The following is a 21,116-nucleotide window of genomic DNA, read 5'->3' on the forward strand; positions in this document are numbered from 1 at the left end:
ACTACATGAAATCACTATTTCCCAATAAAGTAATCTTGGCGCTGGGGCTGTTGGCCCTGACGGCCTGCGAAGATTTTCTGGTAGAAGAACCCAAAACCCAACTGACCGAAGCGCAGGTCTACGGCAGCGAAGAAAACATCCGCCTGCTGGTGTCGGGGCTCTACACGCAGTGGCGCAACACCAAGCAAGACCGGGGCGGATTTATGTTCACCTTGGGTACCGACGAAGCCAAGCAGGGCGGACAGCAGGTACGCGAAAACAACGTGCAGGCGGCGCTGGACAAGTACAACGGTGCGCTGAACGCCTCCAATACCTCGCTGGCCGAGCAGTGGAACAAGCGGTGGCCCGTGGTGGCGGCGGCGGCCAAAGCCGTCTACTACGCCAACACTGACGACATCAAGGCGCAGGCCTCTTTCATCCGGGCCACCCTCAATTTCGAGCTGGCCATGCTCTGGGGGCCTATTCCCATCATTGACCTGGAAGACATGCACGAGGCCCGGCAGCCGCTGCCCGCCGTCTTTGCATCCATCGTCCGCGATCTGGAGTTTGCTGTCGAGCACCTGCCCGACACCCAAACCGATAAGAAGATCCCAACCAAAAGTGCCGCCGAAGCGCTGTTGGGGAAGGTGTACCTCTATGCACCAGAAGAGTCCGGCCTGCGCGATTACAGCAAAGCCCTGTCGTATTTCGATCGGGTGATTCCGAAGCATGCGCTGCTGCCCGTCTACGCGGACTTGTTCAATACCACGCTGGATCAGAACTCCAGTGAGTCGATCTACGCGTTCCAGTTCGAAAACATCTGGCCGGACAACAACATGGCACAGCACCATGCCGGCTCGCGGGCAGTCGCCGACCTGGACAACAACACGTACTTCGGGGGATATGACCTGATTCTGCCGACGGCCTACTGCTATCAGAACCGCGAAGACGGCGGCATCTGGGAGCCCGGCGACACCCGCCGTGACGTAAGCATCCGCTACGACTTTACGTTACCCGATGGCCGCGAACCGACCATCACCTGGACGGGCATGCAGGATGAACTGGAACCCCACATCAAGAAGTACGAGGACGAACGGACGCAGGGCGTCCAGAATTTCTGGTACTCCGGCGGCAACATCTACTACCTCCGTCTGTCGGACATTCTGCTTTGCAAGGCCGAATGCCTGAACGAGTTGGGGCAAACTGCCGCCGCGGTCGATCTGGTCAACAGCACGGTCCGGACGCGCGCATTCGGCGGCATGTTGCCTGCCGAGTACACCTGGCCGGCGTCTATGTCGACCGAGGAGTTCAGAGCACAGGTACTGGACGAGCGCATGCGCGAGCTGTGCTTCGAAGGCTGGCGGCGCATGGACCTGATCCGTACAGGCAAGTTGGTACAACTGGTGGGCGAACGCAATCCGTGGGCGCAGGCCGAAGGAGCACTGGCGGCGTATCATATGCGCTATCCCATTCCGGAATCAGAAATCAAACAGAACGACCAAATCAACGAAGAGGATCAAAATCCGGGTTATTAAGAATTGAGTTGACAGGTGGTGTACTGGAGAGCGGAAGGCGTATGTGCCTTCCGCTCCTCCTGAAGCTTCTGCGGTTCCGGCGGGCACGCTGCTTTGGAAACGGACCGTAGCGGGCACGGGTGTGCGTGTCCCGGCCACTGGCTCATCGTTAGTGCTTTTTTCAACGCTCGTACAATCAAGAATTACATTATGCATTTTCTTTTTCGGCCAGGCCTGCGCCTGTGCTGTAGCCTAGTCGTACTGGGGATGTTCGGCCGCATGTGTGCCGTGTCTGCCCAGCCGTTGGTCATCCCCGTCGAAACGTCCGGCAACGCGCTCGTGCTTCAAGTCGACGCGCAGCGAAATCTGGGAATCGGGTACGTGGGCAAGCGGCTGCACCACGCCGACGAATACGCGCACATAGCGAAGGGCGCTCCGGCCGGCGACTACACCGAAGTGCTGAACGCTGCCTACACGCCGTCGGGCTCACGAAACCTGGCCGAACCCGCCATCAGCGTCACCCACGCGGACGGCAACACGTCCTTGAGCTTGCGTTATGTGCGGCATCAGGAACAGGAAATCGCCGAAGGAGTCCGCCTGCTCAGCATCACGCTGGAAGATGCCGTCTACCCTTTTCAAGTAGAGTTGTTCTACAAAGCGTACTGGCAGGAAGACGTCATCGAACAATGGAGCGTGCTGAGCCACCGCGAGAAGCGGGACGTGACCCTTCACAAATTTGCGTCGGCCAACCTCTACCTGCGGGCGGATTCGTACTGGCTTACGCAATACCACGGCGACTGGGCCAAAGAGATGCAGCCGGAAGTTTCCCGACTGACGCACGGCATCAAAACCCTGGACTCGAAACTGGGCACTCGGGCCAACCTGTTTCAGCCGTCGGTATTCATGGTCTCCCTCCAGCAACCCGCCCAGGAGAACGAGGGCACCGTGCTCTACGGAGCCTTGGAATGGAGCGGGAATTTTCGGATCGACCTGGAGCTGGATCCGCAGGATCATCTGCGCATCATTGCGGGCATGAACAACTTCGCCTCGGCGTACGCATTGCGCCCGCGCGAAACGTTTCAGACGCCGGCATTCGTCTACCTGCTTTCGCACGAGGGCAAGGGCGTCGCCAGCCGCAAGCTCCACACCTGGGCCCGGAAGCATAAGCTCCTGGCCGGCAACGAAGAGCGACTCACATTGCTGAACAACTGGGAGGCGACGTATTTCGATTTTAACGAAGCGAAGCTGAAGGCCCTCCTGCAGGATACCAAAAAGCTGGGCGTGGACTTGTTTCTGCTAGACGACGGCTGGTTCGGCAATAAATACCCTCGCAACGGCGACCATGCCGGGCTGGGCGACTGGCAGGTGAATCGCCAGAAATTGCCCAACGGCATCGCCACCCTGGTCAGCGAGGCGGCGGCCAATCGCGTAAAGTTCGGCATCTGGATCGAGCCTGAAATGGTCAATCCGCAAAGTGAACTGTACCAGCGCCATCCCGAGTGGGTCATCCGGCAGCCCAAGCGACCGGAAAAGTACTTTCGGAACCAACTGGTGCTGGACCTGAGCAACCCCGCCGTGCAAGACTTTGTGTTTCAGGTGGTAGACGATCTGTTTCAGCAAAATCCCGAACTGGCCTACCTGAAGTGGGACTGCAACGCCGTCATGTACAACGCGTATTCGGCGCACCTGAAGCATCAGTCGCATCTGTACATCGACTACGTGCGGGGGCTCTACAACGTCCTGTCCCGCATTCGGGCCAAATACCCGAGCGTCCCCATGATGCTCTGTTCCGGCGGCGGGGGGCGGGTCGACTACGCGGCCCTGCGCTACTTTACCGAGTTCTGGCCGAGCGACAATACCGATCCGCTGGAGCGCATTTTTATGCAATGGGAGTACTCGTACTTCTACCCGGCGCTTAGCGTCGCCAACCACGTGACCAACTGGGGAAAACAGCCGCTCAAATACAAGGTGGATGTCGCCATGATGGGCAAACCGGGGTTCGACATTGTGGTGAGCGAGCTTCCGCCTGCCGACCTGGCGTTCTGCCAGACTGCGCTCCGTGAGTTTGAGGCGTTCAAGCCGGTGATCTGGCAAGGGGACCTCTACCGGTTGGTCGATCCGCAAACCCACCCGATAGCGTCGCTGATGTACGTAAACGAGGAACAAACCTCGGCGGTGTGGTTCAGCTATCTGGTGAGCAACCGGTACGATGCGGGCCGCAACACGCCGGTTCGACTCGAAGGGCTGGACCCCGAGCGCGAGTACCTGCTGCGCGAAATCAACCTCTATCCGGGCACGGCCTCGGCGCTGGGAAGCGAGCAACGCTACTCTGGCGATTTTCTGATGAAAGTCGGCTTCAATCCGCAGGTAAACGCCACCCGGCAAAGTGTGGTGGTGCGCATCGAAGCAGCGCCCTGATGCGGCCACGCGCCCCCCTGACCAACGTAGCTCTCTAAACAACACGTCATGATGCAACGCCTTAAATCCCCGCACGCCGGGGGCATTTTTCTTCTGGTTTTTCTGATGCTGTGGTCGTGTGCGCCACGCACCACCGCACCCAGCCTGTGGCAGCTGACCTCGCCCGACGGCCGCTTGCGGGTACAGGTCGACCTGAGTCCTGTGGGACAGTTGTCGTACCGGCTCTGGAAACAGAGACAGGACAGCGAAGTCGAAATTCTGGGTCGTTCGCCGTTGGGCATTCTGCGGGCCGATCAGGCCTTCGATTCGTTACACTTTGTCTCAGGAGGCGACGTAACGGCCCACGACGCGTCGTATCAACTCCGGCACGGCAAACGACTCCAGAACCGCAACCATTACCAGGAACATACGCTGCGGTTTGAAAATACGCAGGGCGCGCAGCTCGAGGTGGTGTTTCGGGCCTACGACGACGGCATTGCTTTCCGGTACCGCTTTCCGGAAGAAGACACGGCCCTCTACACCGTGCAACGGGAGCTGACCGGCTTCAAGCTACCGGATGGAAATGCCTGGATGCAACCGTACGACTCGTCAACGGCCTACGCGCCGGCTTACGAGCGTAACTACGAAGGTCCGTTTGCGGTGGGAACCCCCGCGCCGCTTGACGATGGGTGGTGCTTCCCCGCGCTGTTTGAAGTGAACCAGCATTGGGTGCTGTTGAGTGAGGCTAACCTGAAACAGAACTTTTTCGCTTCGCATCTGGCGCAGCAAGCCGACAGCGGCCTTTATACCGTCGTCCCGCCGGAATCCGACGAAGCCTTTGGGTATGCCAACGCCCAGGCGCAATGGCAACTGCCCTGGGAAATGCCCTGGCGGGTGGTGATGGTGGGCGAAAGGTTAGGCGACGTGGTCGAGTCGAACCTGATCAGCCACGTCAGCGATCCTTCGGTTGTGGCCGACCCGTCGTGGGTAGAGCCGGGCCGGGCTTCCTGGGCGTGGTGGTCGGGGTATCTGGACCATACCAACGACACACCGGAAAAGCTGAAACGCTTCATCGATTTTGCCCAGACCATGGGGTGGGAGTACTCCCTCATCGATGCGGGCTGGGACCACCGCCCGGGGTTTGACCTGGCCGACATGGCTGCCTATGCGGCCGCGCACCACGTAAATCTGTTGCTGTGGTACAATTCCGGGGGACCGACCAACCGGGTGCAGGCAGGACCTCGTGATCTGATGTACTATCCTGAAATGCGGGAAAAAGAGTTTCAGCGAATTGCCGCCCTGGGCGTAAAAGGCGTTAAGATCGATTTCTTTGGCAGCGACAAGCAGGCGTTCGTGCAGCTCTATCTGGATATTCTACGCGATGCTGCCCGGCATCACCTCCTGGTCAATTTTCATGGCAGCACCCTGCCCCGAGGGTGGTCGCGGACGTATCCGCACCTGATCTCTATGGAAAGTGTGAAAGGCTCGGAAGGCTACATTTACCACGCCGATTTTGAGCAGAAGTCGCCGGAGCACAACACCATTCTGCCCTTTACCCGCAACGTCGTCGGTCCTATGGACTACACCCCGGTAGCCCTTTCTACACAGCAGGTGCCGCACCGCACCTCGTACGGATTTGAGCTGGCACTGTCCGTCGTGTTCGAATCAGGCATCACCCACTTTGCCGACCGGCCGGACGTGTACCTCGCGCAGCCCGACGCCGTGGTGGCGTTTCTGAAACGCGTCCCCGCCGCCTGGGACGACACCCGCTTGGTGGCGGGCTATCCGGGCGCAGAGGCCATCATGGCCCGCCGGAAAAACGACGTCTGGTACGTCGGGGGGATCAATGGGGAGTCTACCGCCAAAACGCTTTCGGTCGACCTGGGTTTCCTGGACGCAGGGGAGTATGCGTTGCAACTTATCGCCGATGGCGCAACCCACCAACAGTTTACGGTGACCAAACGACGCGTTACCCGGCAGTCGGTCGAAGAAGTCGCCACCCTTCCCGTCGGTGGCTTCGTGATGACGATCACGCCCGTCGCACAGTAGTCTATTCCATAAACCAAACCCTCATGCACATGCATTCGAATTGTTGGACCATTGCCAACGGGTCTGTTGATGGCCCGCCTCAAAGAGACGTCAGAAGCTCGCTTCGCCCAATCCCTTGCGGGCATCTCAGGCTTTGGGGATTGTTTTTGAGTTGCCTTTTGCTGCCCGTAACGCTTTTCGCCCAGTTGCAGGCGTACGAGATGGAAGCGGGCACACTGCTGAACGGCGCTACGGTGCAGGACTGTGGTGCCTGTTCGGGCGGGAAGCTGGTCGGCTACCTGGGCGGAAGCGAAAACGGGGGCGTCCGACACGAGCTAGAAGCCGAAAAAGCCGGTGAGTATACCCTCATCTTGTACTATGCCAGCGGCGACCCTCGTGCCATTGCACTGACCATAAACGACGAAGAACCAGCCGAACTGGCCTGCCCCTCGACCGGCGGGTGGGGGACGTTGGGGGCGCTTCGCGTGCCGATCCAGTTGCAGGAAGGGACCAATGTCCTGACGTTCGACAACCCTGCCGGCTGGGCGCCCAACCTGGATGGATTTTCTCTGAGTCCGGTCTACCCGGCACCGGTGTACGAGGCCGAAGCTGGAGTGCGCGCCGGTGGGGCGGCCGTACAGGCGTGTAGCGCTTGCTCGGGGGGAAGTCAGGTCGGCAACCTCGGCGGGGCGTCGAAAGGTAGCGTAACCCATCAGGTGCAGGTGGCAGAAGCCGGCGACTATTACCTTGTATTGTATTACACCAGCGGCGATCCCCGCTCCATTTGGATAACCGTAAACGAACAAGCGCCCGTGGAAGTGCCTTGTGCGGCATCGGGGGGATGGTCGATGGTCGGGGCCACTCGCCTGACGGTTGCTTTGCAGGCCGGCACCAACACCCTGGTGTTCGACAACGCCACGGGGTGGGGGCCCAACCTGGATGCCTTCGTGGTGCAGGCCGTGCCGCGTTATACCTTATCCGGGTACTTGAATCAGGGGGGCGCTCCTGTGGCAGGCGCTACCCTGACGTTGCAGGGCGGGGTGGAAGCCACGACCGTGACCGATGAAAACGGATTCTATGCGTTTGACGAACTTCCGGCCGAAAGAAGCTTCACCCTGGCGCCCTCGGCACCCGGTAAGGTTTTCCAACCGCTGTACCGGACCTATAACGCACTGGACGGCGATCAGGCCGAACAGAACTTCACGGCAGAGGCGCGTTGCGAAGACTGCCAGCACACGTTTGCCTTCGGGCAAGGCCAGCGCCTGGTGTACGATACCCAAACCGGGACGTACTCGCTGTTTGTGGAGGAGCGGGCCGTTCTCAAAGATGCACAGGCCATAGTGCACCAGGGCGACGCAGCGCACAGCAGCCTGGACTATACGGAGCGCCAGCTGACCACCGAAAGCATCAGCGATGCCGTGGGAAACGGGCAGAAGATCACCGTCAGCATGACGTCGGAGGGCCTGCCGGCGCTGCAACAGCTCTTCTACGTCTATCAGAATAACCCGGCGTTTTTCACAGAGCTGGTGCTCGCGGGCCCGCAGGTCAGCAGCAACTACATGGCACCGTTGGTGACCCACCAGGTCGACCTTGGCGTTGAAGGCGATACTCGCATGCTGTTTGTGCCCTTCGACAACGACGCCTGGGTGCGCTACGACGCCAAACCGGCCGTGGGCAATGCGACGAACGTCAGCGCCGAAGTAAGCGCGTTTTACGAAAACAACAGCCGCCACGGCTTAGTGGTGGGCTCGGTCGAGCACGAAGTGTGGAAAACCGGCATTCGTACCAAAGGGTCCGCTCGTCTGTTGTCGGAACTCACCGTATGGGGGGGATACACCGACCCGCGTGTTACCCGAGATGTGCTGCCACACAACACCCTGAGCGGTACGCAGGTCAAATCGCCCAAAATCATGGTAGGCTTCTTCGACGATTGGCGCGCGGGCATGGAAGCGTACGCACGTGCGAATGCCGCGGCCGAGCCCCGGTATCTTACGGACTGGAAGCGGCCCACGCCCTTTAGCTGGAACAGCTGGGGCTCGTTGCAAACGCGTCTGAATCTGGAGAGTGCCAAAGCCGTTGCGAGCTTCTTTGCGTCCAGCCTACCCGCCTTTCGCAGCGATAGCACCGTCTACATCGATCTGGACTCTTACTGGGACAACATGGTCAGCGGGGGCCTGGAAGGCGATTTTACCCAACTGATCGCTTTTGTCAAGCACTGCAAGGCCTTGGGCCTGAAGCCCGGCATCTACTGGGCGCCTTTTGTGGACTGGGGCAACAGCGACCGCCGCGTCGAGGGTAGCACCTATACCTACGCGGAGGCCTGGACTAAAATCAACGGCACCTACCACACGCTGGACGGCGCCCGTGCCATGGACCCGACCCATCCGGCAACGCAGCGCCGGATGGCCCTCCTGATCGACAAGTTCAAACGGTGCGGTTTCGAAATGCTCAAAGTCGATTTTATAACGCATGCCTCTCTGGAGGCAGACGACTATTACGATCCGAACGTGCAGACGGGCATGCAGGCCTTTCGGCAAGGCATGGAGTACTTGATCGACCAGATTGACGGAAAAATGTTGGTCTACGTGGCCATTTCGCCCAACCTGGCGACCGGACGCTACGCCCACGTGCGACGCATTGCCTGCGATGCGTACGCCGACATCAACGAAACCGAATACACCCTGAACAGCACCACGTACGGGTGGTGGCAAACCTACCTGTATGACTACATCGACGCCGATCACCTGGTGTTTGGCAACGAACCCCTCGGCGAAAATCGCGCCCGCCTCACGTCGGGACTCATTACGGGTACCCTCACCGTAGGAGACGATTACAGCACACGGGGACCTTGGGTGGAACGAGCCCAGCAATTGTTGCAAAAGCCGGAGCTTCTGGCCCTGGCGCAGGAAGGCAAGGCGTTTCGTCCCGTAGAGGGCAACAGCGGCGCGCAGGCGGCCCATCTCTTTGTCCGCACGAGCGGAACCGACACGTACGTCGCCCTTGTGAATTACCAGGAGGCCCGCTCGTACACACTTGCGCTGGCACGACTCGGCATTCCGCCCGGGAAATATGAAGTAAACGAATTGTTTACTGGCGAAATCAGCACTCTGGAAGGCGAGGCACTGCAGGTGGAGGCAGGCGCGCAGGATGCGTACCTCTTTCGGTTGACGCCGCAGTTCGTCAACAGCACGGCAGACGATTTGCCACCCGACACGGCAATGCTGTACCCAAATCCCGCCACGCATCGCGTAACGCTCAAGAACGAAAAAGGCATTTCGGCCTGTAAAGTCTACTCTCTTAAAGGAAAACTTCTGTTTGAAGCCGATCAACTCCACCGGGATCGGTTCGAACTGGACCTGTCGTCGTTTGCACGCGGCGTGTACTTCGTTGCGTGCACGGACGCCACGGGCGTCATCAGCCATTATAAGCTGGTCAAACAGTAAGACAGGCTTCTGCGGTTATACCACGCGAATTGATGTTCCACCGGGTGGCGGCGCGCAGCGTCGCTCCCCTCTACTGCACCTTGCGATGTTTTCTAGATTTTCTACTGCACTCCTGTTGCGGCGGCTGGCCTTCGTAGCCATGTGGGGCACTTTTGGGGTTCAGGCCCAGCCTGCATTAGGCCTGTGGTTCGACGAGCCAGCCCAACAGTGGGAAGAAACCCTGCCCCTCGGGAACGGTCGTTTGGGCATGATGCCCGATGGGGGAGTCCAACAGGAGAAAATCGTTCTGAACGACATTACGCTCTGGTCCGGCGCCCCGCAGGATGCCAATAACGACCAGGCCCACCAGCAATTGCCGGAGATCAGGCGACTGCTCATGGCGGGGCAAAACGAAAAAGCACAACAACTGGTCAATGAGGCGTTTGTGTGCACAGGACCGGGCAGTCAGGACGAGCCCTTCGGCTGTTTTCAGATGCTGGGGACGATGACCCTTCGCTACACGTATCCTGGGGCCGGTACCGAGGTGACGTTCACCAACTTTCGTCGGCAGTTGGACCTGGAGAATGCCGTGGCGACCACTTCGTTTCAGGTGGGGGAGGTGACCTACACACGCGAATACTTTACCAGTTTTGACGGCGACGTGGGGGTGATGCATTTGCGTGCCGACCAGCCGGGGAAGCTCAGCTTCGAGGTGGCGTTGGAGCGGCCGGAGCGGTCGCGCACCCAAGTCAACGGGGGCATCCTGCAGATGGCTGGACAGCTCGACAACGGCACCAATGGCAACGGCATGCGCTACCTGGCCTTGGTGCAAGTAAAGCGCCAGGGCGGAACGCAGGTGGCGGGAGACTCCACGCTGCGCATCGAAGGGGCCGACGAAGCCACGATCTATTTTTCGGCCGGGACGGACTTTCGCGATGCTGATTTCGAATCACTAACGCGGCGGCGGTTGGCCCTGGCCCTGCGCAAGCCGTATCGTCGGCAGAAAGAACGCCACGTGGCCCACTACCGCCGGTATTTCGACCGACTCCACCTCCGCCTAGCCGGGACCGACGGAAGTCGGCTCACCACCGACGAACGGCTGAACCGGCTGTTGCACGATCCGACCGCCGACAATGCCCTTGCCGTGCTTTTTTTTCAGTACGGGCGCTACCTGACCATCAGCAGCACCCGTGTGGGGCTGTTGCCGCCCAACTTGCAGGGCCTCTGGGCCAATCAGATCCAAACCCCCTGGAATGGCGATTACCACCTGGACGTGAATGTGCAGATGAATCACTGGCCCGTGGAAGTGACCAACCTGTCAGAGTTCAATCTGCCTTTGACCGAACTGGTCGGCAGTTTGGTAGCGCCTGGCCAACGGACCGCCCGGGCTTATTACGACGCTGACGGGTGGGTGGCGCATGTCATCACCAACGTGTGGGGGTTTACCGAACCCGGCGAGAGCGCTTCGTGGGGGCTGGCGAACGCCGGCTCCGGGTGGTTGTGCAACAACTTGTGGCAACACTATGCCTTTACGAACGACGAAGCGTACCTCCGGCGCATTTACCCCATCTTGAAAGGATCGGCCGAATTTTACAACAGCGTGCTGATGCGCGATCCTGAAACGAACTGGCTGGTGACGGCACCGTCGGTAAGTCCCGAAAACTGGTTTGAGTTGCCCAACGGACAACACGCCAGCATCTGCATGGGGCCGACCATCGACAATCAGATTGTCCGGGAGCTGTTTACCCATGTGATCACCGCATCGGAGCACTTGCGCGTCGATGCCGACTTCCGGGAAACGTTACGTGCCAAGCTGCAACAGATTCCGCCGCCGGGACGGATCGGGCGCGACGGCACCCTGATGGAGTGGCTGAAGGATTATCCGGAAACCGACCCGCAGCACCGGCACATCTCGCACCTGTACGGGCTTTATCCTGCCAGTCTGATCTCGCCGGCGACCACACCGGCGCTGGCCGAGGCGGCGGGCAACGTGCTGACGGTGCGCGGGGACGACGGCCCCAGTTGGGCCATTGCTTATAAAATGATCTTTTGGACGCGGTTGCTGGATGGCGATCACGCCTACAAGCTGCTGTGCGACTTGTTGCGCCCCACCTTGAAGACCGACATCAATTACGGCGCCGGGGGCGGAGTTTACCCCAACCTCCTGACGGCCGGCCCGCCCTTTCAGATCGATGGGAACTTCGGGGGCGTTGCCGGCATGGCAGAAATGTTTATTCAGAGCCACGAGGCGTACGTCGAATTGCTTCCCGCCCTGCCGGCCGTCTGGAAGGAAGGGGGAACGCTGACGGGCGTACGGGCGCGAGGGAACCTTACCGTCGATTTTAGCTGGAAAGATGGCGTGGTAACGACCTGCACTGTGTATGCACCTACGGCCCGCAGCGTAACGATGAAGATCAACGGCCAGCTCAGGGAGATCATTACACAAACATCTTCCCGATGAAACCACGTTTCGGTCCAGGTGTTGCCCTCCGCGGTCGACTGCTTGCTGGGTTGCGTTACGCCTTCGCCGTCCTGGTCTGCCTGGGGCTTTGGCGTTGCACCGGCGTAGCGGCGCAGGCGCCCACCGGTTTGTCGAGCGAAGCGTATATACGGCGGTACAGCAATCTGGAAAATACGCACTACCGCCTGGCCACGGGGCAAGCGGTGTTCGTAACGTTTCTAGGTGGGTCCATTACCCACATGGACGGGTGGCGCACGCACGTAGAAGAGTACCTGAAGGCCACTTATCCGGAAACGACGTTTCATTTCCGAAACGCGGGCGTGCCTTCCCTGGGAAGTCTGCCTCACGCGTTTCGGTTAGAACAGGAGGTGTTGCAGGCGGGAAGAACGGACCTTCTGCTGATAGAGGCCGCCGTGAACGATCAGGTCAACGGTACCCCGGCGGTGGTCCAGCAACGGGCCCTGGAGGGCATCATCCGGCGCGTCCTGACCCAGCACCCGAGCACCGATCTGGTATTGATGGCGTTTGCTGACGAGGCAAAGCTGGCAGACTACCGGCACGGAAACGTACCTGTGGAGGTGCAGGTGCATCAGCAATTGGCGCAACACTACCGGCTTCCCTTTGTCAACCTGGCCCAGGAAGTAGCCGATCGGATTGCGGCCGGAGAATTTTCGTGGGAGCACGATTTCAAAGACCTGCATCCTTCCCCCTTCGGGCAGGAACTCTATTTTCGTACCCTTCGGCAACTGCTGACCGGAGCGTTCCACCAGCCCCTTCTGTCCCAGTTGCGGGCGGCGGCGTTACCCCCTCAGGTCGATCCCTACGCTTACACCGAGGCCACGTACGGAGCGGTAACGCAGGCAACGCAGTTGCGTGATTTTCGGCTTCAGGAGTCGTGGGTGCCGCACGATAGCCTGCCCACCCGCCCGGGTTTCGTTTCGGTGCCGATGCTGGTAGCGACACAACCGGATGCGTCGCTCGTACTGCCCTTTACCGGGCGGGCGCTGGGCATTGCGGTCGTTTCCGGCCCGGACGCCGGCCGCCTCCAGTACAGCATCGATGGCAAACCGTATCCGCCTGTGGAACTGCACACGCGCTGGAGCGATGCGTTACACGTGCCCTGGTTCCTCCTGCTGGCCGACGAGTTGTCGCCGGGGCCTCATCGTCTGATGCTCAAAACCTTGCCTGCATCCCCCACGACTTCGGCCGGAAGCGCCTGCCGCATCGTCCACTTTCTGATCAACCGCTGAGCGACCTGGCGCTCTGGAACGTAAAAGGCGGTGACCCGACAGGGGGAATTGCCTATACCCCGACGCAACCAAAGCTGAAGGAGGGCAGTACAACGAAGTATGTCCCTGCACGTTGCCATTTTGTCCACCAGCATTCGCCCGGGCCGCAACAGCCACCGGGTGGGGCTGTACTTTAAACACTACCTGGAAGAACAGACGCACCTCAGTTGTGACCTGATCGACCTGCAAGCGTACAATTTTCCCATTTTCGAAGAGCGGCTCCGCCACATGGAACATCCGCCGGAGCCGGTCCTGCACTTTGCCGAACGCGTGCGCCGGGCTGCGGGCATACTCGTCATCACGCCCGAATACAACGGGGGCTACCCCGCCAGCCTGAAAAACGTCATCGACCTGTTGTCGGACGAGTGGAAGGGCAAGCCGACGGGCCTGGTCACCGTGTCGACCGGGCCTTACGGCGGGGCGTTGCTGTTGCCTTCGCTGCTGTTTTCGCTCTGGAAAAAGGGCGTGTGGGTGGTAACGTCCCGCTACCACGTCTCGAAGGTGCACGAGGCGTTCGGACCCGACGGGACACCGGCCGATGCGGCCACGGCCGATCAGCGCACGCAAGCTCTGGTCGCCCAGTTGGTCTGGAGCATGGAGGCGCGCGAAAAAATGCGTGAGTGATTCCGCAAGGCCCCGTGCATCAGGGGCTGAACTTTTCGTAGCGGGGTGCGTACACACCAGCACAGTCCTACTTTTTTGCTTCCGTGCGAAGCTGCGGATTGACTTTTAAACAGGCTCCCGGAGCCTTGAATCCTTTTTTGAGTTTACTTTTTTCACACAACCACGTCATCACATACAAATGCTAGCCATGAATTACCGCGGCCCTCAGCGGGTCCGCATCGACCACAAACCCATGCCCGAGATCCTGCATCCCGAAGATGCGATCGTGCGCGTGACCCGCTCCTGCATCTGCGGATCGGACCTGCACCTCTACAACGGAAACGTCCCTGACACCCGGGTAGGCGAGACCTTCGGGCACGAGTTCATTGGAATTGTTGAAGAAGTGGGCGCAGGTGTACACGCCCTGAAAGTGGGCGATCAGGTCATTGTGCCCTTCAACATTGCGTGCGGCAAATGCACGTTCTGCCAACAGGAAATGTACGGCAACTGCCACGAGGCCAATCCGCAGGCCACCGCCGTCGGCGGGATTTTCGGTTACTCACACCTCGCCGGAGGGTATAACGGCGGACAGGCCGAGTACGTACGCGTGCCGTATGCCAACGTAGGCCCGATGGTGGTCCCGAAGGGCATGCACCCGGACGATGCGGTGCTGCTGACCGATGTAGTGCCGACGGGTTACCAGGCCGCCGAAATGGGTGGCATCCAGAAGGGCGACACCGTGGCCGTGTTCGGAGCCGGTCCGGTAGGCATCATGGCCGCCCGGTGTGCGTGGTTGTTTGGGGCCGGACGCGTCATCGTGTTCGATCAGGAAGAGTACCGACTCGATTTTGTCCGGAAGTATGCCCCCTGCGAAGCGTACAATTTTAAATCCGTGGGCGATCCGGTCGTCTTCATGAAAAAAACGACCGATTCGCTGGGCGCGGACGTGTGCATCGACGCGGTGGGAGCCGAAGCGGCAGGCAGTGCCCTGCAGACCTTCACCGGACGCAAAACGCTGATGCAGGCCGGATCGGCCACCGCGTTGCAGTGGGCCATCAACTCCGTCAAAAAAGGCGGCGTCGTCTCGGTCGTAGGCGTATACGGTCCTACGACCAACATGGTGCCGATCGGCAACGCCATCAACAAAGGCGTGACCATTCGCGGCAATCAGGCCTCGGTCAAACGGCTGCTGCCACGCCTGGTCGAGCACATTCAGAACGGCGTGCTGAATCCGAAAGAACTCATTACGCACCACATTCCGCTGGAAGACATCGCCGATGCTTACCGCATTTTCTCCGACAAGCTCGACAACTGCATCAAGCCGGTGCTGATTCCTCCTACTGCCCACGCTTAACGAAACAAATCATGGAAACGAAAGAACAACCCACCCCGAAAACCGAAACGCAACCCCGCACCGACATCAAGGGCTGGGGCATTGATGCCGATCCGCAAAACGATCCTACGTATCCCATGCGGAAACGGAGTCGCGACGACCACCAGGGGTACAGTTGGGAGCGCCCGCCGCAACAGCCGATCGACTCGGAAGTGTTGCACTCGATCGAGCGCCCGAATGTGACGTCTGTGTTTGGCAATTCGCGCCCCCCACGCGGGCTGAGCGGGCAAATCCGCCGCTGGGCTTTTCAATACGGTGAAGGCAGTTTTGCGCACTGGTTGCCGCTGGTCCTGGCCGACCGAGTCGACGTGGTCGAAGGGGTGATCGAAGACCTGAAAGCAGGCCATGTACCGAACTTCTTTGCCGAGCGGGGCCTGCGGGCTTCGTGGAAATACGACCGGAGTGGCGTGATGAAAGGCCTGCTGATCCGTGCCGGAGTGGCCGCGGCTGTGTTGGTACTGTTAGCGCCCAAGCGCAAAAGGTAAGGATCGTACGTGTACGCTTCGTGCTGGATCACGATGGCGTAACGCAGAGAAACGCAAACGGGAGGCGCCTGTCAAAAGGGCCTCCCGTTTTTGCGTTCAGGTTATGATACAAATCAAGCTTAGTGAGTCGCGGCTTCGGCCTGTGGGTTGATTTGCGTAGCCGCCTGGGTCAGTTTCTGATCGGTATTTTTTTCTTGGCGGAGAATTTCGTTGATCAGTTGCAGCACCTGCTTTTCGCCGAGTTGTTCGGCAAATGAGCGCACCGTGCCGTATCCGGCAATTTCGTAGTGCTCAACGCGCTGGGCTTCGGCAATCAGGCCGGCGTCCATCACTTCGTCCGGCGCTTTGGCGTCCATCAACTCTTCGGCTTCGGCAATGATGCCTGCCATCGCTTTGCACTTGTGGCCCGAAGCTTTTTCGCCCAGTAAATCGAACGCTTTTTCCAGCTTTTCGACCTGTCCCTGCGTTTCCTGGTAATGCTTGTCGAACGACTTCTTCAGGTTCGGGTCGGTGGCTTTATCACGCATTTTGGGCAACGCTTTCAGCAATTGATTTTCGGCACTGTAGAGATCGCGGAGCTGGTCCACAAAGAGGTCTCTCAAACTTTCGAGTTTCATGGTGTGATTGTGTTTAGGTAAAAAAATAAGAAGTAAAAAAGGAGAGGTTAGAAAAAGTGAAATTCTTGATAACGAAGAAGTTAGTGACGTATACGCGGAGCCAAGCGCGGAGTTGAAAGCAGCACGGAAAGATCGTGCTAATTCACCGGGAAATCCCACCGGAGGTGGTGGGGTCAGTCTGTGCCCGGTGCGGCACAGGGAGCGGGGACGCCGGACGAACGGGCGATGACTCCGAAGAGGCTACCGCGGCGTTGTGCCGGTAACCCATTCCCACGAACGTGCCGAACACCACATGGGCGGCCAGCAGTTGTGCATAGTACTTATGCCATTCGAGGGCGGGCGGGTTCGGGTGCAGCCGGAAGGTCAGATGCCAGACCCCGATGCCGACCACGCCGTTGGCCAGCCCCATCAGCGCACTGGTAGAGGGGCGCGGACGCAGGCGGGTCTGCCGCCAGAGCAGATGGTAACCCACCGTGAAGCCCAGCCCTGCGGCGTAATGAAGGCCCCAGCCGGCAATGCGCTGGCCTACGGTCGGCGATTGGCCCCGACCCTGCAGGAGCCTGCCCAGGACCACGGGCTCTTCGAACTGTTCCTGCGTGAGGGCTGCGGCGGCGTAGCTGAACAGGGTCATGGCACTGGTGCCGATCAGGCTGCTGCGTACCAGTTTGACAAGGGATGACTTCATAAGAGCATGCGGATTAAGCCTGAGAAGAGGGTACGTGGGGCGATTTCGGCGCGAGCGGGTGGTAGGCCGGACCTTCCAGGACCTGACCGTCTACCGCAAAGCGGCTGCCGTGGCAAGGACAGTCCCAGCTTTTTTCGACGGCGTTCCAGTGAACAATGCAGCCCATATGGGGGCAAACCGACGAAACCACGTAGAGCCGTCCGGCTTCGTCCCGGTAGGCGGCTACTTTTTCGCCGTCGAGCTTCAGCGTTTTGCCTTCGCCCGGACGGACTTCTTCCAACGCTTTGGCATCGCCGTAAAACAGGTAGTCGCTGACCAGATGCTGGGCGACAACCATGCCTTCCTTCAGGAGTCGGGGGGCCGACGCCACCGGCGTAAAGCGTTTTGGGTCGAAGTAGCGCGCGTAGGGATTTTCCCGTTGCAGAATGGCATCGCAGAGCAGGTGTCCGGCGGCAGTACCCCAGATCAGCCCGTCGGCCGAGAAGCCAGTGGCGATGTACACGTGCTTTTGCAGCGGACTGACGCCGATGTAAGGCAGCGTGTCGGCCGGTTGGTACTTCTGCGCCGCCCAGCGGTAGGCCACCTGATCGACGGCAAAGTGGGCGCGCAGATACGTTTCCAGCGTTTGAAAGCTCTCGTCATCGTCGTGGCCGGGTAAGTGTGGTTCGCCGATGGCAATCAGGTAATCGCCGGTAGCGTCGCGGTACGGGCGCACGGAATAGTGCTTTTGTTGCTGCAAGTGCCAGTAGATGCCGCCTGCCGGAAGGTCTCCTTTCAGGCGCACGGCCATCGCCGCCTCCCGGTAGCATTCCATGGCGGTGTGCACCCCGTAAATGCCCTTGGGCGTATGCGTGGCCATCACCACACTTTGTGCCTTGACCTGCCCTCCGGCCGTTTGTACTACGCACGGCCCTTTGTCTTCTACCTGGGTGACCTGCGTATTTTCGAAAATCAGGCAGTTTTCGTGGTCGGCAAGGGCGGCGGCCAGTCCTTGTACGTACTGAAGCGGGTTGAACTGCGCCTGATCGGCCAGTTGCGCCATCGCACCCACTTCGTATGGGAACTGGTCCGGAACCGACCCGCTGGCCGACAGCCCGGCCCGGTTTGCCGCCTGGCGCTCGTCTACGGCCTGAGACGTCTGCTGGCTGTGCGGATCGGCAAATAAAAACCAGGGCACGCGCTCGAAGGCGCAAGCGATGTGAAACTCTTCCATCCGGTGGGCGATAAAGTCGAGGGCGGCCTTGCGGCAGGTCGCCACCGCACGCAGGGTAGCCTCGTCGTGCTTCGACGCCACGGTAGAGAGGTGCTCGTCGACGGGCACATACAGGTTCCCGGTCGAGGAGCCGGTGGTGCCCATGCCGATCCGGAAGGCTTCCAGCACTGCGACCCGCAGGCCGGCGTGCACCAGATGGTAGGCGGTTGTGAGTCCGGTAATGCCTCCGCCGACAATGGCCACGTCTACGTGCAGGTCGTGCGTCAGCGTCGGATACGATTGAAGCGAAGTCGTAGCGCTCCAGAGCGCGGACAACGGAGAAGGGGGTTGCGGCATACGTAATAAAAAAGTTAGCGGTTGTTCGGGGATGCAAATTCCCCTGACTATAACGAGGGCGGTTGCCCGGGCGTTGCTGTTTTGGCTCAAGTGCGGCCCTCAGCCGGGCGACAGCGCTTCCTGATCGGCGAATGCGAAAAGTGCCGGGCGAGGGCAATGGGCGAGCGCCCCGGCCCCAAACAAAAAAGGAGACTTCCGTAACGAAAATCTCCTCGGGGGAAAAAAGGGGGGCGTTTAGACCAGAACGGGTTCGAGCGTTGGTGCAGGGGGCGTTTCCCGCTCCAGCTCCTGAAGTTGCTCGGACGTTACGGCAAACAGGTGTTCCAGCAACGGAACAAATTCGGTCTGCCAGCGCTGCCAGTCCCGGCCGGTGGGTTGCGGCGTGCCCGCTACATCCCAATACAAACGGTGCAGGGCCGGATGCGACGCGGGCAGCGGATAGCGCTGCAGCGTGTGAAGTTCCTGCAACAGCACGTCCCGACGGCGGTGCACAAAGATCGGCACAGCCCGACGGCGGATGGTTCGGATCTGTTCTTTCAGGTGCCGGATTTTCTGTTGAAACGTGACCTGAAAGGAGACATCCTGGTGCGGCATGCCGGGTTCAGAGGATAAGGATATGGATAAGGTTGGTTTCATGTAGTACTGCGAATGGGTAACAGGTTGATGGTGTTGCGAAATCAGCTACGTAGCCTATTGAAAGAGAACACGTTTCTCGCGAAATATCTCTCTGCTTTTCTATTCAAACCGATGATTTGCTAAGTATGATCGATAGAACTGCGCTGTGAGTCGTTCAGTGGAAAAGCGCCCGCCGTTCTTACCCATGCCTTCATGCAAACGCAGAGGTTGAAAAGTAACACATACAGGTTAATAAAAATGCGGCGCCTCCCCACAGAGAAGGGAGCCGCGTGCAGGTCTGTACGGAATAGGGGCGATAATGTTAGGAACTTGGTTGTATCACCCAAATCCCGGGAGAAGAGGGGCGGGGACTACAGTTGTACGAAACCAGGGACTTCGTACGCAAATGCCGTTTCGCGTAGGGCGAAGTAGGACCGCAGGCGGCGGGACGTGTGGCTCATTGTAAGAAAAAATACGGAACCCGGTCAGGCGCTTTTGAAACGCCACGCGAGCGCCGGAAGCGCCGCCGTCGGGGGAATATTGTACAGCGCAGGGTACGAGGTGTAGGGCAGGCTGCATCCGAAGCGAAGGAGTAGGCAGACGCCTTTGTTTTGACAAACGTACTGTGCTTTCCGCCCAAGTAAGGTTTGGTGAGGAACGATCCCTGTACTTTCTGAAGAGGAGTTGTGCTTTTTTGAGGGGGTGCTGATCGGGAAGCGGGTGCTGGCGGGCGGATAACGCCTTCGTTTCGGGTCCAAAATGTTAAAGGGTTGTAAGGTTTCCCCGGGCGCTTGCGAGTTCGGAAGTACTGTCGCCGTATCTGTCGCGTAAGGGCGGCACGTGTGGCGCAAGCATCCGATCAAAACTGACGGCCTGTTTGATAAACCTGTCATGTCGAGTCTATGTTGTTGTACTTTTCCTTGCTACAGTGCTCTATTTTTCAGAAAAAAAAGTACCGTCCATGAAGAATAGATTACTCCTCTGTCTGCTCACAGTCGTGTTGATCGCCAGTAGTGCCATTGCGCAAAACACCAATACCCCCGTGGTGAACGCCAGCAAAGGGTTTAATTTCCAGGGATACGCACGCGATGCCGACGGCGCCGCACTGGGGAGCCGCAGCGTGCAGGTCCAGTTTACGGTGTATCCCGACGGCGACGAAAGTTCGAAGGATTACCAGGAAACCCACACCCTCACCACCGATCCTTACGGGGTATTTTCGGTCGTAGTCGGCAGCAAGTCGCCCACCGCGTTCGGAAAGCTCAACTTTGGCTGGAAGAACTACTACCTGAAGGTGGAAGTGAAAAGTGGCGCCAGCGACTGGGTAACGATCAACAACATGGAGTTGCTTTCGGTGCCTTACGCCAAATCGGCCGACAACGGTGTGCCGGTGGGTACCATTCTGCCGTTCGGCGGACCTAAGTCGGCCATCCCGGCGGGCTACCTGGCGTGCGATGGTGCGGCGGTTTCGCAAACACAATACCCTTACCTCTACGAGGTGCTGGGCAATGCCTGGGGAGGCAGCGGCAGCAACTTTAACGTGCCCGACCTGCGCGGTTACTTTTTGCGGGGCGTGTCCGACGGACAAGGCACCGACCCCGACCGGGCCACGCGGTACGCCAAAAATACCGGCGGCAACGACAAAGACAACGTAGGGAGCTACCAGGACGAACAGACCAAATCGCATACGCATACCGCTTCGGGTACGACCAACACCGATGGTTCGCACCAACACAAGGGACACGTAACCGCACGAGCCGATAACGACGATAACGATACGCCGCACAACTTCCTGACGTACGATGGGGCGAACTATTACTACAATACCATCGACATTAAGGCGAACGGTAGCGAACACGCTCACAACTTCAGCCTTACGACCAATGCGACCGGCGGCAACGAGACGCGTCCGAAGAACGCCTACGTCTTGTTCATCATCAAGTACTAACCTCACCGGAAAGGCCCGAAGTGCCGCGCGGCGTCGCCTGCCCCTACGGGTAGGAACGTCCGGTCAGTGGGGGTGATAACATCCGGCACGTGCAGTGCGGATGTACGGAAAAAGGCCTTCCCTTCAACGCATGT

General features: G+C 59.4%; 14 protein-coding genes. 10 read left to right on the forward strand and 4 right to left on the reverse strand.

Features of this window, described 5'->3' with window-relative positions:
* The first annotated feature begins 5 nt into the window (after positions 1-5).
* From BLR44_RS01690 to BLR44_RS01730, 9 genes are all read left to right on the forward strand, one after another.
* A complete protein-coding gene (locus tag BLR44_RS01690; protein ID WP_089678278.1) occupies positions 6-1,514 on the forward strand; it encodes a RagB/SusD family nutrient uptake outer membrane protein in 1,509 nt (502 codons plus the stop codon).
* A gap of 189 nt (positions 1,515-1,703) precedes the next feature.
* Positions 1,704-3,911, forward strand: a complete 2,208-nt coding sequence (locus BLR44_RS01695; RefSeq protein ID WP_245705944.1) for an alpha-galactosidase — start codon at positions 1,704-1,706, stop codon at positions 3,909-3,911.
* A 48-nt stretch (positions 3,912-3,959) separates the two neighbouring features.
* The gene (locus BLR44_RS01700) at positions 3,960-5,939 is read left to right on the forward strand and encodes a glycoside hydrolase family 97 protein (protein WP_089678283.1); all 1,980 of its coding nucleotides are present in this window, start codon (positions 3,960-3,962) and stop codon (positions 5,937-5,939) included.
* Positions 5,940-6,085: 146 nt separating this feature from the next.
* A complete protein-coding gene (locus BLR44_RS01705; protein ID WP_218126992.1) occupies positions 6,086-9,361 on the forward strand; it encodes a CBM35 domain-containing protein in 3,276 nt (1,091 codons plus the stop codon).
* An 85-nt stretch (positions 9,362-9,446) separates the two neighbouring features.
* Complete coding sequence (locus BLR44_RS01710; protein ID WP_089678288.1) at positions 9,447-11,801, forward strand: glycoside hydrolase family 95 protein; 2,355 nt, start codon at positions 9,447-9,449, stop codon at positions 11,799-11,801.
* Positions 11,798-13,051, forward strand: a complete 1,254-nt coding sequence (locus tag BLR44_RS01715; RefSeq protein ID WP_089678289.1) for an SGNH/GDSL hydrolase family protein — start codon at positions 11,798-11,800, stop codon at positions 13,049-13,051. The genes BLR44_RS01710 and BLR44_RS01715 overlap by 4 nt, the downstream gene beginning before the upstream one ends.
* A 99-nt stretch (positions 13,052-13,150) precedes the next feature.
* On the forward strand, positions 13,151-13,714 hold the full coding sequence (locus BLR44_RS01720) for an NADPH-dependent FMN reductase (protein WP_089678291.1): 564 nt from the start codon (positions 13,151-13,153) through the stop codon (positions 13,712-13,714).
* Positions 13,715-13,892: 178 nt separating this feature from the next.
* A complete protein-coding gene (locus BLR44_RS01725; RefSeq protein ID WP_089678293.1) occupies positions 13,893-15,047 on the forward strand; it encodes a zinc-dependent alcohol dehydrogenase in 1,155 nt (384 codons plus the stop codon).
* A gap of 11 nt (positions 15,048-15,058) precedes the next feature.
* Positions 15,059-15,571: a hypothetical protein gene (locus BLR44_RS01730; protein WP_089678295.1), complete on the forward strand. Its 513-nt coding sequence runs from the start codon at positions 15,059-15,061 to the stop codon at positions 15,569-15,571.
* Positions 15,572-15,690: 119 nt separating this feature from the next.
* Here the strand turns inward: BLR44_RS01730 and BLR44_RS01735 are convergent, their stop codons facing one another.
* The 4 genes from BLR44_RS01735 to BLR44_RS01750 all read right to left on the reverse strand — a co-directional run bounded on the left by BLR44_RS01735 (position 15,691) and on the right by BLR44_RS01750 (position 19,058).
* Positions 15,691-16,188, reverse strand: a complete 498-nt coding sequence (locus BLR44_RS01735) for a YciE/YciF ferroxidase family protein (RefSeq protein WP_089678297.1) — start codon at positions 16,186-16,188, stop codon at positions 15,691-15,693.
* 142 nt (positions 16,189-16,330) lie between these two features.
* Positions 16,331-16,873 (reverse strand): hypothetical protein, encoded by a 543-nt coding sequence (locus BLR44_RS01740; RefSeq protein ID WP_089678299.1) that lies wholly within the window; start codon positions 16,871-16,873, stop codon positions 16,331-16,333.
* Between the two features lie 13 nt (positions 16,874-16,886).
* Positions 16,887-18,422 (reverse strand): FAD-dependent oxidoreductase, encoded by a 1,536-nt coding sequence (locus tag BLR44_RS01745; RefSeq protein ID WP_089678301.1) that lies wholly within the window; start codon positions 18,420-18,422, stop codon positions 16,887-16,889.
* Positions 18,423-18,656: 234 nt separating this feature from the next.
* Entirely contained in the window at positions 18,657-19,058 is a 402-nt protein-coding gene (locus tag BLR44_RS01750; protein WP_143017058.1) for a hypothetical protein, read from the reverse strand.
* A 940-nt stretch (positions 19,059-19,998) separates the two neighbouring features.
* Here BLR44_RS01750 and BLR44_RS01755 point away from each other — a divergent pair.
* Positions 19,999-20,982 carry a tail fiber protein gene (locus BLR44_RS01755; RefSeq protein ID WP_089678304.1) on the forward strand — a complete coding sequence of 328 codons (984 nt, stop codon included), beginning with the start codon at positions 19,999-20,001 and terminating at the stop codon, positions 20,980-20,982.
* Positions 20,983-21,116: the final 134 nt, after the last annotated feature.

Source organism: Catalinimonas alkaloidigena (genome assembly GCF_900100765.1).
Lineage (GTDB): Bacteria > Bacteroidota > Bacteroidia > Cytophagales > Flexibacteraceae > Mooreia > Mooreia alkaloidigena.

Bases quoted from the DNA above. Each gene is read 5' to 3' on its own strand.
- BLR44_RS01690 (WP_089678278.1), top strand. From the start codon at position 6: ATGAAATCACTATTTCCCAATAAAGTAATCTTGGCGCTGGGGCTGTTG.
- BLR44_RS01695 (WP_245705944.1), top strand. From the start codon at position 1,704: ATGCATTTTCTTTTTCGGCCAGGCCTGCGCCTGTGCTGTAGCCTAGTC.
- BLR44_RS01700 (WP_089678283.1), top strand. From the start codon at position 3,960: ATGATGCAACGCCTTAAATCCCCGCACGCCGGGGGCATTTTTCTTCTG.
- BLR44_RS01710 (WP_089678288.1), top strand. From the start codon at position 9,447: ATGTTTTCTAGATTTTCTACTGCACTCCTGTTGCGGCGGCTGGCCTTC.
- BLR44_RS01715 (WP_089678289.1), top strand. From the start codon at position 11,798: ATGAAACCACGTTTCGGTCCAGGTGTTGCCCTCCGCGGTCGACTGCTT.
- BLR44_RS01720 (WP_089678291.1), top strand. From the start codon at position 13,151: ATGTCCCTGCACGTTGCCATTTTGTCCACCAGCATTCGCCCGGGCCGC.
- BLR44_RS01725 (WP_089678293.1), top strand. From the start codon at position 13,893: ATGCTAGCCATGAATTACCGCGGCCCTCAGCGGGTCCGCATCGACCAC.
- BLR44_RS01730 (WP_089678295.1), top strand. From the start codon at position 15,059: ATGGAAACGAAAGAACAACCCACCCCGAAAACCGAAACGCAACCCCGC.
- BLR44_RS01735 (WP_089678297.1), bottom strand. From the start codon at position 16,188: ATGAAACTCGAAAGTTTGAGAGACCTCTTTGTGGACCAGCTCCGCGAT.
- BLR44_RS01740 (WP_089678299.1), bottom strand. From the start codon at position 16,873: ATGAAGTCATCCCTTGTCAAACTGGTACGCAGCAGCCTGATCGGCACC.
- BLR44_RS01745 (WP_089678301.1), bottom strand. From the start codon at position 18,422: ATGCCGCAACCCCCTTCTCCGTTGTCCGCGCTCTGGAGCGCTACGACT.
- BLR44_RS01750 (WP_143017058.1), bottom strand. From the start codon at position 19,058: ATGAAACCAACCTTATCCATATCCTTATCCTCTGAACCCGGCATGCCG.
- BLR44_RS01755 (WP_089678304.1), top strand. From the start codon at position 19,999: ATGAAGAATAGATTACTCCTCTGTCTGCTCACAGTCGTGTTGATCGCC.